The 14,285-nt window shown below is 60.8% G+C and carries 14 protein-coding genes and 1 pseudogene; 3 read left to right on the forward strand and 12 right to left on the reverse strand.

All coding sequences use genetic code 11. From position 1 onward, the window contains the following. Positions 1-95 precede the first annotated feature (95 nt). Positions 96-800, reverse strand: a complete 705-nt coding sequence (locus J2X71_RS07255) for a DUF899 family protein (RefSeq protein ID WP_310380559.1) — start codon at positions 798-800, stop codon at positions 96-98. A gap of 599 nt (positions 801-1,399) precedes the next feature. On the opposite strand from J2X71_RS07255, the gene J2X71_RS07260 reads away from it, so the two are divergent. Continuing rightward, entirely contained in the window at positions 1,400-1,762 is a 363-nt protein-coding gene (locus tag J2X71_RS07260; protein WP_310380561.1) for a DUF982 domain-containing protein, read from the forward strand. Between the two features lie 50 nt (positions 1,763-1,812). Here the strand turns inward: J2X71_RS07260 and J2X71_RS07265 are convergent, their stop codons facing one another. Continuing rightward, positions 1,813-2,013 (reverse strand): hypothetical protein, encoded by a 201-nt coding sequence (locus J2X71_RS07265; RefSeq protein WP_310380563.1) that lies wholly within the window; start codon positions 2,011-2,013, stop codon positions 1,813-1,815. A 427-nt stretch (positions 2,014-2,440) separates the two neighbouring features. Between J2X71_RS07265 and J2X71_RS07275 the strand changes: the two are divergent. After that, positions 2,441-2,685 (forward strand): annotated as a pseudogene (locus tag J2X71_RS07275) (hypothetical protein). A 442-nt stretch (positions 2,686-3,127) separates the two neighbouring features. On the opposite strand, the gene J2X71_RS07280 reads toward J2X71_RS07275, so the two are convergent. The 7 genes from J2X71_RS07280 to J2X71_RS07310 all read right to left on the reverse strand — a co-directional run bounded on the left by J2X71_RS07280 (position 3,128) and on the right by J2X71_RS07310 (position 10,196). Then, the gene (locus J2X71_RS07280; RefSeq protein WP_310380565.1) at positions 3,128-3,808 is read right to left on the reverse strand and encodes a nucleotidyltransferase domain-containing protein; all 681 of its coding nucleotides are present in this window, start codon (positions 3,806-3,808) and stop codon (positions 3,128-3,130) included. 568 nt (positions 3,809-4,376) lie between these two features. Continuing rightward, complete coding sequence (gene solA / locus J2X71_RS07285; RefSeq protein WP_310380567.1) at positions 4,377-5,507, reverse strand: N-methyl-L-tryptophan oxidase; 1,131 nt, start codon at positions 5,505-5,507, stop codon at positions 4,377-4,379. Positions 5,508-5,516: 9 nt separating this feature from the next. Further along, a complete protein-coding gene (hutH, locus tag J2X71_RS07290; protein ID WP_310380569.1) occupies positions 5,517-7,010 on the reverse strand; it encodes a histidine ammonia-lyase in 1,494 nt (497 codons plus the stop codon). Beyond that, positions 7,007-7,783 (reverse strand): ATP-binding cassette domain-containing protein, encoded by a 777-nt coding sequence (locus tag J2X71_RS07295; RefSeq protein WP_310380572.1) that lies wholly within the window; start codon positions 7,781-7,783, stop codon positions 7,007-7,009. Before J2X71_RS07295 ends, hutH begins: the two co-directional genes overlap by 4 nt. A 27-nt stretch (positions 7,784-7,810) precedes the next feature. After that, on the reverse strand, positions 7,811-8,515 hold the full coding sequence (locus tag J2X71_RS07300) for an ABC transporter permease (RefSeq protein WP_007817207.1): 705 nt from the start codon (positions 8,513-8,515) through the stop codon (positions 7,811-7,813). Positions 8,516-8,524: 9 nt separating this feature from the next. Further along, entirely contained in the window at positions 8,525-9,250 is a 726-nt protein-coding gene (locus J2X71_RS07305; protein WP_007817209.1) for an ABC transporter permease, read from the reverse strand. A gap of 103 nt (positions 9,251-9,353) precedes the next feature. After that, positions 9,354-10,196: a transporter substrate-binding domain-containing protein gene (locus tag J2X71_RS07310; RefSeq protein ID WP_310380576.1), complete on the reverse strand. Its 843-nt coding sequence runs from the start codon at positions 10,194-10,196 to the stop codon at positions 9,354-9,356. A 191-nt stretch (positions 10,197-10,387) separates the two neighbouring features. On the opposite strand from J2X71_RS07310, the gene hutC reads away from it, so the two are divergent. Beyond that, entirely contained in the window at positions 10,388-11,143 is a 756-nt protein-coding gene (gene hutC / locus J2X71_RS07315) for a histidine utilization repressor (RefSeq protein ID WP_310380578.1), read from the forward strand. A 58-nt stretch (positions 11,144-11,201) separates the two neighbouring features. On the opposite strand, the gene J2X71_RS07320 is transcribed toward hutC, so the two are convergent. From J2X71_RS07320 to hutG, 3 genes are read right to left on the reverse strand one after another with little or no spacing between them, the layout of a single operon-like run. Then, the gene (locus J2X71_RS07320) at positions 11,202-11,777 is read right to left on the reverse strand and encodes a HutD family protein (protein ID WP_310380581.1); all 576 of its coding nucleotides are present in this window, start codon (positions 11,775-11,777) and stop codon (positions 11,202-11,204) included. Between the two features lie 3 nt (positions 11,778-11,780). Beyond that, entirely contained in the window at positions 11,781-13,469 is a 1,689-nt protein-coding gene (gene hutU / locus J2X71_RS07325; RefSeq protein ID WP_310380584.1) for a urocanate hydratase, read from the reverse strand. A gap of 15 nt (positions 13,470-13,484) precedes the next feature. Continuing rightward, positions 13,485-14,285, reverse strand: coding sequence for an N-formylglutamate deformylase (gene hutG, locus J2X71_RS07330; protein WP_310380587.1), 801 nt, complete (start codon positions 14,283-14,285; stop codon positions 13,485-13,487).

Here is a 14,285-nt window from a genome sequence, read left to right on the forward strand (position 1 = left end):
CGGACTCAGGCGAGGGGAGGCCCTTTCGCAAACACCAAGTCCACGGGGTACCGACAGCGTCGTCGCTTCGCGTCCGACGACTGGAGCGATCGAACTCAGTAATTGAGCTTCGGGTACCAGTCCGTACCGCGGCCGTCCGGCGTCATGTCCAGGATGTTCCAAAGCGGTGCGATATCGACCGCGCCCCTCGGATCCTGGCCGGGATCCGCCGCTTCAGCCGGCATCTCGGCATTGTAGAAGACCCGAACCTCATTCCTGATCTTCTGGTAGACCGTGAACCCAGGAGATTCGTAGCCCTTGCCGTCGAGCAGGCCCAAGTCTCGCGCATAGTCGTCGCCGACGGTCTGAACGAAATCGAGGTCGCGCCAGCCGCGTTCGATGGCGAACGCGCGCTGCCGATCCACTGGGCTGCGACCGATAATCTTGAACGCGACCCGCTGCTTGACATCGGCGCCGTTGCCGTTCGCTCCCCCGAGGAAGTTCGTGCACATGGGGCAGGGCCGTTCGCGCTGCGGGCCGAACATCCAGAAGTACGTCACAAGCGTATCATGATCCCCGAACAGGTCCGCGAGACCGACTTCGTCACCGTTTTCATCCTTGAAGCGATAGTCCTTTTGGACGACCGGGCCGGGAGGCAGGCGCCGGCGCTGCTCCGCAAGCTTGGAGAGATGTCGTCGGACTTCGATCTCCTCCGCCAAGAGGGCCTTCCTTGCCTCGGCGTAGTCCGGGGTTTCGGTCGTGAATCTGCTTGCGCGTTTCTCCGCCAGTTCCTTCGCAGGTCTCAACTCACTCGTGTCCATGTGCTTGCTCCCTTGATCCGTTCTGACCGTCTCGCGATCCGATCAGCCTTTCGGCGTTTTCGCGTCTTCTCTTCGAGGCTGGCGAGCGCGCATGATGATTTTCTACGGTCCCACCTCTAATAGACGTACGAGGAGATCCGTTCCCGACATGGACGAAGATTTTTTGCGGGGGTTCCTTCAGCGCAGACCGCCGCGACGACATCATCGATATCGCAAGGTCGCTCGCGCGGCCGGGGCGGTGAGGGGAGCGCAAGGCCGGTCGGTGTTACGACGAGCGCCAATGGTCGCCACGTCGGCCCGAAAACGGAACACGACGGCGTGCGGCAGTCGGTCCCGCGTCTGCTCGCACCACTAACGCTGACGCTCCTGCGGCTGCCTTTCTTCACGCCCTCGTGTGACGCGAATTACCGCTTTCCCGCGCGTGTCCGCGCGTCGCGACGCTGAAAGCTCCGATACGCTCCTTTGTTTTTCTGGCCGATCTTTTGGATCGATGAGCTGGGCAGTCCACCTTGCAGTTCCCCTGATTCCGCAGGGAGCGACTCGACGCATTCGAATCGCGTCCCATGTGAATCTGTCGAGATGTCGAGAGGTACTGCGTCATGGGCAATGTTCAGATCCCAACCCCGATTCGTCCGCTTCACGTCGAGATCGACGGAATGGAGAAATACCGCCAGGCACACAGCGTCGAAGATCTCGCGGCATTTCTTCTCAGCGAACAATGGCCGCATCTCGAAAACGATCCCGCCCTGTTCCACCATGCGCTGGCGACCTCGATGGACGCCATGCAGCTCTATGTGGACCCGGAAGTTGCCCGCAAGGCGTTCGTGGAGGCGGCACACGCATCGAGAATGCACATCCTGCCGGATGACATGAAAGGGAAAAAGAAGGCCGGCAAAAGACGCCAAAAGCCCCGCCGAAGCGGGGCAGTTGAAGGTCATCACGCTCAAGTCCGCACCCGGTAAGGTGACTGGCAGGAGGGTACTATCCTTAGCCATCAAGACAACCACTTCTTTCATGCCGGAACCGCGCAGGCACGCACGACGGCTGCAATCCGGGCGACAGACGCTTCCTCTTCCAGTCGGATAGTAATGGAACCGATGATGATCTCGGGCCGACCGCCTTCGTTAGCCGACGGCTGCGAAACGGGCGGATCGACGATCACTGCCGCAAACTCTACCGCATCTTCAGGTGCGGGCAGAACCAGTTTGCCCATTCACCCTCGCACCGGACCGAAGGCTCTCCGAAACAATCTGCGCCTCAACATCGATCGTGCGCGTGTTTGCCGCGGTGTTGGGAATGAGGCGCCCGAGAGCGCCGTCGCATATGGCCTCTACCACAAGGGCTTTCATGCTGTGGGCCGCAGATCTTTCGATCGCCGTAGAACGCCGTTCATGCACAGTTAAAGAGTGACAAGCAGACGACCTAACTCAAACCGTTTCTCTATCTCAGTCTTTACCTCAAGGCCTATCGAAGGGAATATTATCGATTACTGCAAGAGGTCCGTGAACTGAAACGGCACGCGCTTAATGACTTCGAATGACGATATCCTTCGCGTCCTCCGCCGCGTCGAGGAGGGGGTGAAACGGATACGTGAGGACTTGCAAGAAGAAAAGTAAAACGCCCACGAGAGCGGGGCCGTCATTCATTCCAGGCTCGATGACCAGGCCAACCCGATCGCCCACCTCGATACCACGGTTGCGATCAGCGGTGGCGTCGACGCCCAGATCCGGGAGGAGATCAAAGCCCTCAAAAAACACCGTGGACAGGAACCAGGCATCCGTTCAGCCGGCGCCTGAGGAGTGGAAGCGCATGAAGACGCTCCCGGTTGAGGATCTCAGGACTGATCGCATTCGCCGGCCTGACGATCGGCGGCATTGTCGCCTAAATCGGTGACGGGACGTTCGCCGCGATCCGCCATTGGCTGAAAATCAACTCGACGCCACCCAATAATTCTTTCCAGATCCACAAGTGGGATCTTTGTGCCTTACAATCTTGCGATTGAATTAATTAAGACTCTGCACGCATTAAGGAGTACGATCCTCACGTCGGCCCGGTAGTACAACGGTAGTGGCCGCTTGGGAGACCATGGGTGCTCTTGCCGCAACACAAGGTGCCGGCGATGTCTCTACTCAATCTGCTTTCGTTGCATGACGAAGAAATCGATCAGATTATAGCAGTCGTTCAGAAATGGTCTTCCGCTCATAGTACGTCCATGGACAGCCAGCGTGGACGCCGTGCGATGTGTGAGACGGTGAGCATGGTCCTTCTTGCTAAGCAATCACATGAACTTCTCTATGAAGAGCTTAGCCGACACATGGACAAGCCAATCATAGAGCGGGAAACTCCAGCTTCTGCTCCTTGATGCACTTCGTATGGTGGAACATGAATGCACTGTCACGCGGCTTCTCGTTTGAAACGCCGAACTGCGCGAAAGCAAGCGCGTCGAGTGATAGCGGAAACCACCGATCGAAATGCTTCCGTGCCTCGGCGTTGGCTTCCTCTGTTGTCAGCGGTTTCGGCTTGGCCAGCGGATGCCCCTCCTCCTCGTAGAGGACCTTTCCGTCTCTGGCGATATCCACGAAGAAAGGGCGGCCGCGCGACAGCTGGTCGTTGAGATCGTGCAGCGAATGGACGATCGGGATGACCGGTGTCTCGATCTGGTGGGTGATCTGCTCCTGCAGGAACCTCTCGTCGAGCGAAAGCCACAGGTCCCGCTCCTGAACGAAACTCTCGGTGTTGACGACAATCAGGATATCGTAGTCCGAGCGATAGCCACTCAACCGGTCGTCCACCCAGTCGCCGCGGGCATAGGAACCATAGAGGATGACCTTGAGGATTTTGCCATTGGCTTTCTTTGCAGACTGTTTGGTCGCGCAGAACTGTTCGACCTCGGAGAAGATGATCTCGAGTATGCGGGCAAGCTCGCGCCGTTTGTTTGCCGGGAGATGATCGAGGGTATCGGTCAGGGTCAATGCCGCATCAAAGCCTTCGGTGGGAATCGTGTCCATCGTAACTCAAACCTTTTACGGGAATAATAGATTGGTTGCAATCACGGAGGGTGATGCGGACGCATCTATGTCGAAGCCTTATCCGACTATCAGGTCGAACGCGTCGCGGTCATCGGATCCGCCCGCATATCGAAAGCGACATCACCGATGACATTATTCGTCAAGTCTAGACTCGCCGCGTCAATCTCGGCTTCGCAAAGGGTCGGCTCTTCGCTCAGGGTGTCAGCGGTTACGAACCGCTGCGCCAGAATCGGCGCAATATTGGTGAAGAATTAATTTCAGGTTGGCTCCTGCCAAGCTGGCGGTTCATGCGCGCCCCTCATTATTCCATATAGCTGGTCGAAAAAGTAACGCCACTTTCCTAGCCTCGCAATGCGAAGCAGAACGTTGCTCTTCCTCCGGTCCTTCCGATCTGCCTGGCGGTACTGTCCGCCCGAACAAGGGACAGATCAGTGAATTTGGCGTTCTGCGGTTCGATGAGATCGACGATCTTGAGATCATCCACGAGCTCTTCCCCCGTCGGCGGCTTACTCAGCCGCCGATACCCTCCGGGCTGCCGCCCGCGGTTCTAGATCTTGACAAAGGAAAAGGCGTTGATCGGCAGGTCAGTCTGTCCATCAATGGCAAGATCCGCCAGGATTTCGCCGACGACGCTCGTGAACTTGAAGCCGTGGCCGGAGCAGGGCGAAGCGACGACAATGTTCTTTTCGCCTGGCACATGGTCGAGAAGAAAGTCCTCGCTCGGCAGCATTGTATAGCGGCAGGTCGTTTCCTTCATGCGAGGACCGGCCGCAGCCGGAACACGCTTCCTGATGAAGCTGTCAAGCAAATCCCGGTCGGCATCGTTGACGGGCGGGTTTGGCTTGTTAGGATCGATCGGCTCGCGGAAATGTGCGTGCTTGCCGACCTTCACCCCGTCGACGCCGATGGCGGGAAATCCGAAATAGGTGCCTTGCGCACCTTCGTCCCGCAGGAAACAGGGCATGCGCTGCGGCTGCGTGGCGACATCATCCTGCGGCTGATACCAGGCAACCACCTGACGGATTGGCACCGCCGCCTGCTTCAGCTGGGGTATCAGTTCGGCAATCCACGATCCGGTCGCCACGACGATTTTCCCTGCCCGATACCGCCCGGTTTCAGAGATGATCGTCACGCCGGCATCATCGGGTTCGATTGCGGTCACTTTCTCGCCGAAGTGGAGGATGGCTCCGTCTTCGACAGCGAGCCTCAGGTAGCCCAGCACAGCCGCCTCGGGACGAAGATAGCCGCCCTGCGGATCAAACAGCGCCATCTCATGATCGTCGAGCTGGAAGGCCGGAAAGCGGCGCGCCATCTCTTCCTTGTCCAGCGCCTCATAGGCCAGTCCGTGGAGTTCGGAGGACGCGCGCGTACCGGCAACGATCTTGCTGTCCGGTGCGCCGATCTGCAACACGCCTGTTATCGTCAGGATCTCAGTGCGCAGCCGTGCCTCCAGCGACCGCCAGTTCTGATAGGCGCGCTTGAGCAGCGGAACATAGGACGGGTCCTCAAAGTAGCCGAGCCGGATCAGGCGGCTGTCGCCATGCGAGGAACTCAGCGCATGGGCCGGAAAATGGGCATCGAAGCCGATCGCCCTGACACCGCGGGCTGCCAGAAAGGAGAGTGCAGCGCTCCCCATGGCACCGAGGCCGATAACGGCGACGTCGAAGCTGGCGGTCATGAAGTCTCCTCAGGGAATTGCTGGTGCTGCGGCCTTACGGATCAGTCCGCGTAAGGCCTCGATGTCGCGCGAAAGCGGCCGGTCGTCGGCATAGGCAGGCACGATCGTGCGAACGGCTTTGTAGATAGCATCCGTACCCGTCGCCCTCGACGCGGTACCGACGAGGAACTCGTGGGCCTGCGCAGCCGCCATCAATTCGATTGCCAGGATGTATTCGGCATTATCGATCAGCGTGAGAAGCTTGTTGGCGGCGGCCGTCGGGTGGGCCAGGAAATCCTCCTGCAGGCCGGATGTGATACCGCCATCGGTAGAGGCCGGTGCGGCAAGTCGCCGGTTCTCGTTGGCAAGGGCTGCTGCCGTATATTGCGCGATCATGAGGCCGGAATTGCTGCCGGCGTCGCTTGCCAGGAATGGCGGCAGGCCGCTCACGAGCGGATTGACGAGGCGGTCCATGCGCCGTTCGCTCATGGCGGAAATCTGAGCGAGAGCCGTCGCAAGACTATCGGCAGCCTGCGCAAGGGCAGGGGCTACGGCATGTGCTTCGGAGGATATGATCGGCTCCTCGGGCGTGCCTGACACGGCGGGATTGTCGGTGACCGAGGCAAGCTCCTGATCGACGACGAGGGCCGAAATATCGAAGACATCGCGCGCGGCGCCATGGGCATGCGGGATTGAACGCAGGCTGAGCGCGTCCTGCGTCCGTTTGCCTGTCGCAGCTGATATCAGCCCGCTGCCGGCAAGCCTGGCGCGCAGCGAGGCGCCGACGCTGGCGATGCCCTTGGAGGGACGCAGTGCCAGAACAGCCGCATCGAAGGCCGCCATCTGGCAGCCGGCCGCTTCAAGCGTGAGTGCCGCGATCGCATCGGCCCAGTCTAGAAGCCGCTCGGCGCGCGCCAGGGCAACACTTGCGAGCCCGGTCGCGCAGGCTGTGCCGTTGACGAGGCTGAGACCCTCCTTGGCACCGAGCACCAAGGGTTCGAGGCCGATGGCGGCAAGCGCGTCGCGGCCGCTCATATGGCCGCCCTTAACGCGGGCGCTGCCTTCGCCGATCAGCACCAGCGCATTATGGGCGTTATGGGTGAGGTAGCCCGCCGAACCCTTGGAGGGAACGTCGGGAATACAGCCCTTTTCGAGAAAAATGGCGAGATGGCGGACGATCTCGGGACGCACGCCGGAATGTCCGTGGGCAAAATTGGCGATCTGCGCGGCGATGATGGCGCGCACTTCGCGCGGTGCCAGCAATTCGCCGACGCCAACCGCATGGCTGAGAATGATGTTGCGTGACAGTCTGCTCTGCGAGGCCCTGTCGACAACGGTATCAGAAAGCGCACCAACACCGGTATTGATGCCGTAGGCCCGCACGCCGGTCTCGACGATCCGCTCGACGATGCGGCTTGCATGCGTGACACGATCCCAGGCCGCTTGCGATAGGGCAAGCGCTTCCCCCTCGGCCACGCGCGCGATATCGCGCCAGCCGGCAACCCTGTCGATGGTGATGGTCATTGGCCGGTTCCGAAATGGCCGATGAACTGGCGGAAAGCCGGCGATGCGCCGCCGCCGAACATTTCGTTCGGCGTGCCGCTGCTTTCGACCAGCCCTTCGCGCATGAAGACGACGCGGTTCGACACATTGCGGGCAAAGCTCATTTCGTGGGTGACGACGAGCATGGTCATGCCCTCTTCGGCAAGCGCGCGCATGACGCGCAGCACTTCGCCGACCAGTTCCGGATCGAGCGCCGACGTCGGCTCGTCGAACAGCATGACCTTCGGCTTCATGGCGAGCGAACGGGCAATGGCCGCCCGCTGCTGCTGGCCGCCCGAAAGATGCGCCGGGTAGGCATGGCGCTTGTCGGCAATGCCGACCTTTTCGAGCAGCGCTTCGGCTTCGGCGATGCATTCGGCCCGCGGCCGCTTCAAGACATGGACGGGTCCTTCGATGACATTCTGCAGGATGGTCATGTGGGACCACAGATTGAAGGACTGGAAAACCATGCCGAGTTCCGAGCGGATATGGTCGACCTGCTTCTGGCTCGCCGGTTTCGTCTTGCCGTTCTTGTGGATCATCTGGATGTGTTCGCCGTCGACCCAGATTTCGCCGTCGCTCGCCACTTCAAGAAGGTTGATACAGCGCAGGAAAGTGGATTTGCCGGAGCCCGACGCGCCGAGAAGCGAGATTACATCGCCATCTTCGGCATCGAGCGATATGCCGCGCAGCACTTCATGGGTGCCGAAGCTCTTTCTGATATTGCGGACCGAAAGTCGGGTTACGCCGGGCATGGAAGCTCCAATCACGTTCAGTCGGGTTCAAGCCTTCAGCGCCGCCGGAATGGCGCGGCGATGTCGGGACAGCCAGTATTCCAGGAGGGACATGGCCTGCAGGATGATGAAGTTCAAAACGAGGTAGATGATGGCCGCACAGAGAAAGACTTCCATCGTGCGGTAGGTCTGCGAAATCAGCCGCTGTGCAACGCCCGTCACTTCCCAGACCGTCACGAGGCTTGCGAGTGCTGTCGATTTCATCATCAGCACGATTTCGGTCGAATAGGCCGGCAGCGCATGCCGGAAGGCGATCGGCGCCAGGATGCGGCGCACCATCAGGAAGCCGGACATGCCGATGGCGCGCGCTGCCTCGATTTCCTTCGGCGAGACGGCGCGAATGCCGCCGCGGAAGATCTCGGCAGAGTAGCCGGCGGTGCAGAGAGCGAGCGAGAGAACCGCGCAGACCATCGGCTCGCGCAGGAAGGGCCAGAGGAAGGAATAGCGGATGACGCCGAACTGGCCGAGCCCGTAAAAGACCAGGAACATCTGGATCAAGAGCGGCGAGCCGCGGAAGATGAAGATGTAGCCCTTGGCGAAGCCGGAGAGGATCGGATTGCCGCTGACGCGCATGGCGACGATGACGAGCGCCAGCAATCCGCCGAAGAAGATCGACAGGAAGAACAGGATCAGCGTCGTCGGCACGGCTTTCAAGAGCGTGACCATGGTGCTGAACAGGAAGGCGATATCCATCTGTCCCTCCTATGCCTGGCCCATGGCCGAAGCCGGCATGCTGCGATTGGCCTTGCGCTCGGCGCCGTTGAAGACGCGGTCAGACAGGCTGGTGAGGATCAGATAGAGCGCACCGCCGACGATATAGAAGAGGAAATATTGCCGGGTCGAACCCGCGGCGACCTGGCTCGAACGCATCAATTCTGCAAGGCCGGTTACCGAAATCAGCGCCGAATCCTTCAGGCTGAGCTGCCAGACATTGCCGAGGCCGGGAATGGCAAGGCGCAGAACCTGGGGAATGATGATGCGGCGAAACCTGAGACCGCGATGCATGCCGATCGCCGAAGCTGCCTCGAGCTCGCCCTTGGAAATGGCGTTGTAGGCGCCACGATAAACCTCCGCCTGATAGGCGCCCGAGATGATGCCGACGGCAAGCGCGCCGGCGGCAAAGGATGGCAGGCCGAGAAAGCCTTCATATCCCATGGACTGGCCGATCGCGGTAATGGCCGAAGAACCGCCGAAATAGATCAGATAGATGATCAGCAGTTCCGGAACACCGCGGAAAACGGTGGTGTAGATATGGCCGATTGTGACGAGCACGAAATTGCTGGAGAGCTTCGCGGCTGCGATGATCGCGCCGAGCACGGCGCCGATCGCAAGTGCGGTGGCGGTCACGCAGAGCGTCAGCAATGTGCCGACGAGAAGGAACGCTCCCCACCCGGTTGAGCCGAATCCAATCAATTCGAGTGTCGCCATGGGCCTTCCCAGCTCTGTCTTCGTCGTGATGACGGGCGGTCAGAATAGCACGTGGTCTCCGATCGCAAAGTGGAGACCACGGAACGCGGATTCCCTCGAACGCTTAGTTCTGCGGGCTGACGTCGACCTTGAACCACTTCATGGAGAGGTTCTTGACCGTGCCGTCGGCAAGGGCCGACTTGATCGCCTCGCTGAACTTATCGCGCAGATCCGTATCGGCCTTGCGGATGCCAAGCCCTTCGCCCTCGCCCCAGATCGAGCCGACGATTTCCGGACCGGTAAAGGCAAGCGCGCCATTGGCGGCTTCAAAGGCATTGTTGAAGTAGACGGCATCGTCGAAGCCGAGGTCGATACGGCCGTTCTGCAGGTCGAGGTCGCGGTCGGCGCCCGTCTTGTATTCGCGGATCTCGGCGATGCTGCCGAAATTGTCATAGACGAATTTGGCATAGACGGTTGCCGCCTGAATGCCGATCGTCTTACCCTTGAAGGCTTCCTTCAAGGCTTCGATTTCTTTCACGCCGGTCTGGCCGGGTGTCATCTTGATCGTCGCGCCGGTGCCGGAAGCATTGGCAAGCGGGCTGTCCTTGGCGGTAGCGAAGGCTGCCGGCGTTGCAGCGTAGGGAATGGTGAAGTCGATGACCTGCTTGCGCTCTTCCGTGATCGACAGCGCGTCCATGATGACGTCGAACTTGCCCGCGTTCAGCGCCGGGATCATGCCGTCCCAATCGGAGGCGACCAGGGTGCACTCGATCTTGGCGCGTTCGCACAGAACCTTGGCGAGTTCCGGTTCGAAGCCGCCGAGCGAGCCATCGGCATTGGTGAGGTTCCAGGGGGCGTAGGCGCCTTCGAGCGTGATGGTCGCCTTCGTCCAGTCCTTGGCCGAGGCGGGAGCCGCAAAGGCGGCTGCCGTCATCGCGCAGGAAAGAAGAATCGTGCTGAGCTTCATTGATGTGATCTCCTCTGAGATTGGACAGACCTTGCGGTATGAATGCCGATCTTCGCCGGCTTGCCTGTCCTGATCCTTTGTTTCATTTTTGGATCGGCAGGTTGTATAGGGTACCATATGAGATATTTTGTGATATGCAAGTGGAAAGTCGATTTAAAAGGCAGATTCCATTCATGCAAAGGGAATAGGCAATGAAGCGTTCCAGCGAGATGAAACGCGAACTGGCGGAAAATGACGGCGGCCCGCTTTATGCCGGCGTCAAGCAGGTCATTCTCGACCGGATCCGCAGCGGCGAATGGCCGCCGCGGCACCGCGTGCCCTCCGAAAACGAGCTGGTGGTGGAGCTCGGCGTCAGCAAGATGACCGCCAACCGGGCGCTGCGGGAACTGGCGAACGAAGGCGAGCTCCTCCGCATCCAGGGCGTCGGTTCCTTCGTCGCGGAACGCAAGGGCTATTCGGCGCTCTTCGAGGTGCGCAATATCGCCGACGAGATCGCCGAGCGCGGCCATGTCCATGAGGCGACAGTCATCGTTTTGGCTGAAGAGCCGGCCTCTCCGGAGGTTGCCGATGCGCTGGAGCTTGAGATCGGAGCGCCGGTTTTCCACTCGCTGATCGTCCACAACGAGAATGGCGTGCCTGTGCAGATCGAGGACCGCTTCGTCAATCCGGGGGCGGTGCCCGACTATCTGGCGCAGGACTTTTCGACGCTGACGCCGAATGCCTATCTGACGGCGGCGGCACCGCTCAGCGCATCGGAGCATATCGTCGAGGCGGTGGTGCCGCGCGCCTGGGAATGCAAGCTGCTGACAATCCTGCAGAATGAGCCATGCCTTGCCATCCGCCGCCGCACCTGGTCGGCCCGTCAGGTGGTCTCGACGGCGCGCCTCGTCTATCCCGGACACCGCTACCGGTTGGAAACGCGCAGTGGTAAGGTCTTCGAGGAATAGGCTAGTTGTATATGGAACTTGCCTCGAAAAAGCGATTTCCCTAGCCCATTCCATGATTTTACGCCTTCCAGATCGAGATGGCGAAGCAGAGCGCCTGGCCCGAAAGATCGAGCCTGCTGCCATCGCTCTCTTCAAGCAACATTGCATCGCCGGCGTCGAGTTCGATGCTTGCCGCACCTGTTCGCGCCGCCAGAGTTCCGTTGGCGCAAAAAAGCAGGAAAATCCCTTTCGCAAACCCCAGGCTCTTCTCGCCATCGATGAAATGCCGCGCGATTGCGTGCCTGACGATACCCCGCCTCGTCATCACGTTCAGGTCGGTGATTGTGCCATCCGGCAGCGTTGCCGAGACGGCGATATCGGCGGCAAAGGCGAGGGGTTCACTCTCCTGCGTCAGGAGCATCGGCTCACGTCCCTCGATGAAGAGCCGCATACCCTTGCCTTTCAGGATCGACAGCGTGCGGTCGATCCCGGGAAAGACGGAGAAGGGCCCGTCGGAGGCAACGGTTGCCGTGCTGACCCGCCAATCGAAATCGGCAAGGCCGGCACCATCAGGCGAAATGGCGATTTCTACCGTTTCGCCGCCACCGTTCTTCCACGGCATGCGTTTGTGACCGGCAGCGCGCAGGACCTTCATGGCTCAGTTTCCAAGAATGCCGGGCAGGCGCAGGCCCTTTTCCTTGGCGCAATCGATGGCGATGTCGTAGCCGGCATCGGCATGGCGCATGACACCGGTCGCCGGGTCGTTCCAGAGAACATTTCCGAGGCGGCGGGCCGCATCGTCGGTGCCGTCGGCGCAAATGACCATGCCGGAATGCTGCGAGAAGCCCATGCCGACGCCGCCGCCATGATGCAGCGAGACCCAGGTGGCGCCCGAGGCGGTGTTGAGCAGGGCGTTCAGGAGCGGCCAGTCGGAGACGGCATCCGAGCCGTCCTTCATGGCTTCCGTCTCGCGGTTCGGCGAGGCGACGGAACCGGAATCGAGGTGGTCGCGGCCGATGACGACGGGTGCCTTCAGCTCGCCATTCTTGACCATCTCGTTGAAGGCAAGGCCGAGGCGGTGGCGGTCGCCAAGACCGACCCAGCAGATGCGTGCCGGCAGGCCCTGGAAGGCAATGCGCTCGCGCGCCATGTCGAGCCAGTTGTGCAGGTGCTTGTTGTCGGGCAGCAGCTCCTTCACCTTGGCGTCGGTCCTGTAGATATCTTCGGGATCGCCGGACAGGGCGGCCCAGCGGAACGGACCGATGCCGCGGCAGAAGAGCGGGCGGATATAGGCCGGCACGAAGCCCGGGAAGGCGAAGGCGTTTTCCAGGCCCTCGTCCTTGGCGACCTGGCGAATGTTGTTGCCGTAATCGAGTGTCGGAACACCGGCATCCCAAAAGGCGACCATGGCTTCCACGTGGGCCTTCATCGAGGCGCGCGCGGCGGTCTCGACCGCCTTCGGGTCGTTCTCGCGCTTGGCCTTGGCTTGGGCAACGGTCCAGCCGACCGGCAGGTAGCCATTACGCGGATCATGCGCCGAGGTCTGGTCGGTGACGATATCGGGACGCGGGCCGCCGGCCTTCATGCGACGAACGAGTTCCGGGAAGATCTCGGCGGCATTGCCGACGAGGCCGACCGACTTTGCTTCGCCGGCCTTGGTCCAGCGTTCGATCTTTTCCAGCGCCTCATCCAGCGTATGGGCCTTTTCGTCGACATAACGGGTGCGCAGGCGGAAATCGATGCGGGTCTCGTCGCATTCGACGGCCAGGCAGCAGGCGCCGGCCATGACGGCGGCGAGCGGCTGGGCGCCGCCCATGCCGCCGAGGCCGCCGGTCAGGATCCACTTGCCCGTGAGATTGCCGCCATAGTGCTGGCGGCCCGCTTCCACGAAGGTCTCGTAGGTGCCCTGCACGATGCCCTGCGTGCCGATATAGATCCACGAACCGGCCGTCATCTGGCCGTACATGGCCAGACCCTTCTTGTCGAGCTCGTTGAAATGGTCCCAGGTCGCCCAGTGCGGCACGAGGTTGGAATTGGCAATCAGCACGCGCGGCGCATCCTTGTGGGTGCGGAACACCCCGACCGGCTTGCCGGATTGGACCAGCAGCGTCTCGTCCTCGTTCAGCGTCTTCAGCGTCGCAGCGATGCGATCGAAATCGTCCCAGGTGCGGGCTGCACGACCAATGCCGCCATAGACGACCAGCTCATGCGGATTTTCTGCGACGTCAGGATCGAGATTGTTCATGAGCATGCGCAGCGGCGCTTCGGTCATCCAGCTCTTGGCGTTCAGCTGATCGCCGCGCGGCGCACGGATTTCGCGGATATTGTGGCGCGGGTTTACGGTCATGATGATGTTCCCTTTCTAGCGTTTCAGACCAAGCGCGATCTCTTCGATCCGCGTCAGAATGGATTTGAGATGGATGCGCAGATTGTCGGCCTCCTCGCCGTCATAGGCGAAGGGTGGCGCTTCGGTTGCAAGATGCGTGGATTGTGCGAGCTCCATCTGGATGGCGTGCACGCCGGTTTCCGGCTTGCCGTAATGGCGCGTCGTCCAGCCGCCCTTGAAGCGGCCGTTCAGGATGCTGTCATAGCCTGCCGCAGTCGACGCAATGGCGATGGTCGCCTGCTCGATCGCCGGATCGCAGGTCCTGCCCATATCGGTGCCGATATTGAAATCCGGCAGCTTGCCCTCGAAGAGGAAGGGGATATGCGAGCGGATGGAGTGGCAGTCGTAGAGAACGGCGACACCATGAATGGATTTGATCCGTTCGATCTCGGCCGCAAGGGCGCCATGGTATGGCGCGTGAAAATCGCGCAGCCTGACGGCGATATCGGCTTCGGTCGGCGCAGCCCCATCCTTCCAGATTGCCTTGCCGTCGAAATCTGTCTGCGGGATCAGCCCGGTCGTGTTCTGGCCGGGATAGAGGCTGGTGCCCGAGGGATCGCGGTTGGCATCGATCACGTAGCGATGGAAAGTCGCGCGCACCGTGGTCGGATTGTCGAGCAAGCCGTCGTAGAGCTGGTGAATGTGCCAGTCGGTATCGGCAAGCAGCTGGCCATTATCATCAAGGCGTTCCCATATATCGGCCGGAACCTCTGTGCCCGTATGAGGAAAGCCGAGGATGACGGGGGAGGTGCCTTGCTTGACCTCGAAAACAGACAT

The organism is Rhizobium sp. 1399, assembly GCF_031455475.1.
Taxonomy (GTDB): Bacteria; Pseudomonadota; Alphaproteobacteria; order Rhizobiales; family Rhizobiaceae; genus Rhizobium.

Coding starts and splice junctions, on each gene's coding strand:
- J2X71_RS07320 (WP_310380581.1), bottom strand. CDS start 11,777: ATGAAGGTCCTGCGCGCTGCCGGTCACAAACGCATGCCGTGGAAGAAC.
- J2X71_RS07280 (WP_310380565.1), bottom strand. CDS start 3,808: ATGGACACGATTCCCACCGAAGGCTTTGATGCGGCATTGACCCTGACC.
- J2X71_RS07265 (WP_310380563.1), bottom strand. CDS start 2,013: ATGGGCAAACTGGTTCTGCCCGCACCTGAAGATGCGGTAGAGTTTGCG.
- J2X71_RS07310 (WP_310380576.1), bottom strand. CDS start 10,196: ATGAAGCTCAGCACGATTCTTCTTTCCTGCGCGATGACGGCAGCCGCC.
- solA (WP_310380567.1), bottom strand. CDS start 5,507: ATGACCGCCAGCTTCGACGTCGCCGTTATCGGCCTCGGTGCCATGGGG.
- hutG (WP_310380587.1), bottom strand. CDS start 14,285: ATGTCTGTTTTCGAGGTCAAGCAAGGCACCTCCCCCGTCATCCTCGGC.
- hutU (WP_310380584.1), bottom strand. CDS start 13,469: ATGACCGTAAACCCGCGCCACAATATCCGCGAAATCCGTGCGCCGCGC.
- J2X71_RS07260 (WP_310380561.1), top strand. CDS start 1,400: ATGGGCAATGTTCAGATCCCAACCCCGATTCGTCCGCTTCACGTCGAG.
- J2X71_RS07300 (WP_007817207.1), bottom strand. CDS start 8,515: ATGGATATCGCCTTCCTGTTCAGCACCATGGTCACGCTCTTGAAAGCC.
- hutH (WP_310380569.1), bottom strand. CDS start 7,010: ATGACCATCACCATCGACAGGGTTGCCGGCTGGCGCGATATCGCGCGC.
- J2X71_RS07305 (WP_007817209.1), bottom strand. CDS start 9,250: ATGGCGACACTCGAATTGATTGGATTCGGCTCAACCGGGTGGGGAGCG.
- J2X71_RS07295 (WP_310380572.1), bottom strand. CDS start 7,783: ATGCCCGGCGTAACCCGACTTTCGGTCCGCAATATCAGAAAGAGCTTC.
- hutC (WP_310380578.1), top strand. CDS start 10,388: ATGAAGCGTTCCAGCGAGATGAAACGCGAACTGGCGGAAAATGACGGC.
- J2X71_RS07255 (WP_310380559.1), bottom strand. CDS start 800: ATGGACACGAGTGAGTTGAGACCTGCGAAGGAACTGGCGGAGAAACGC.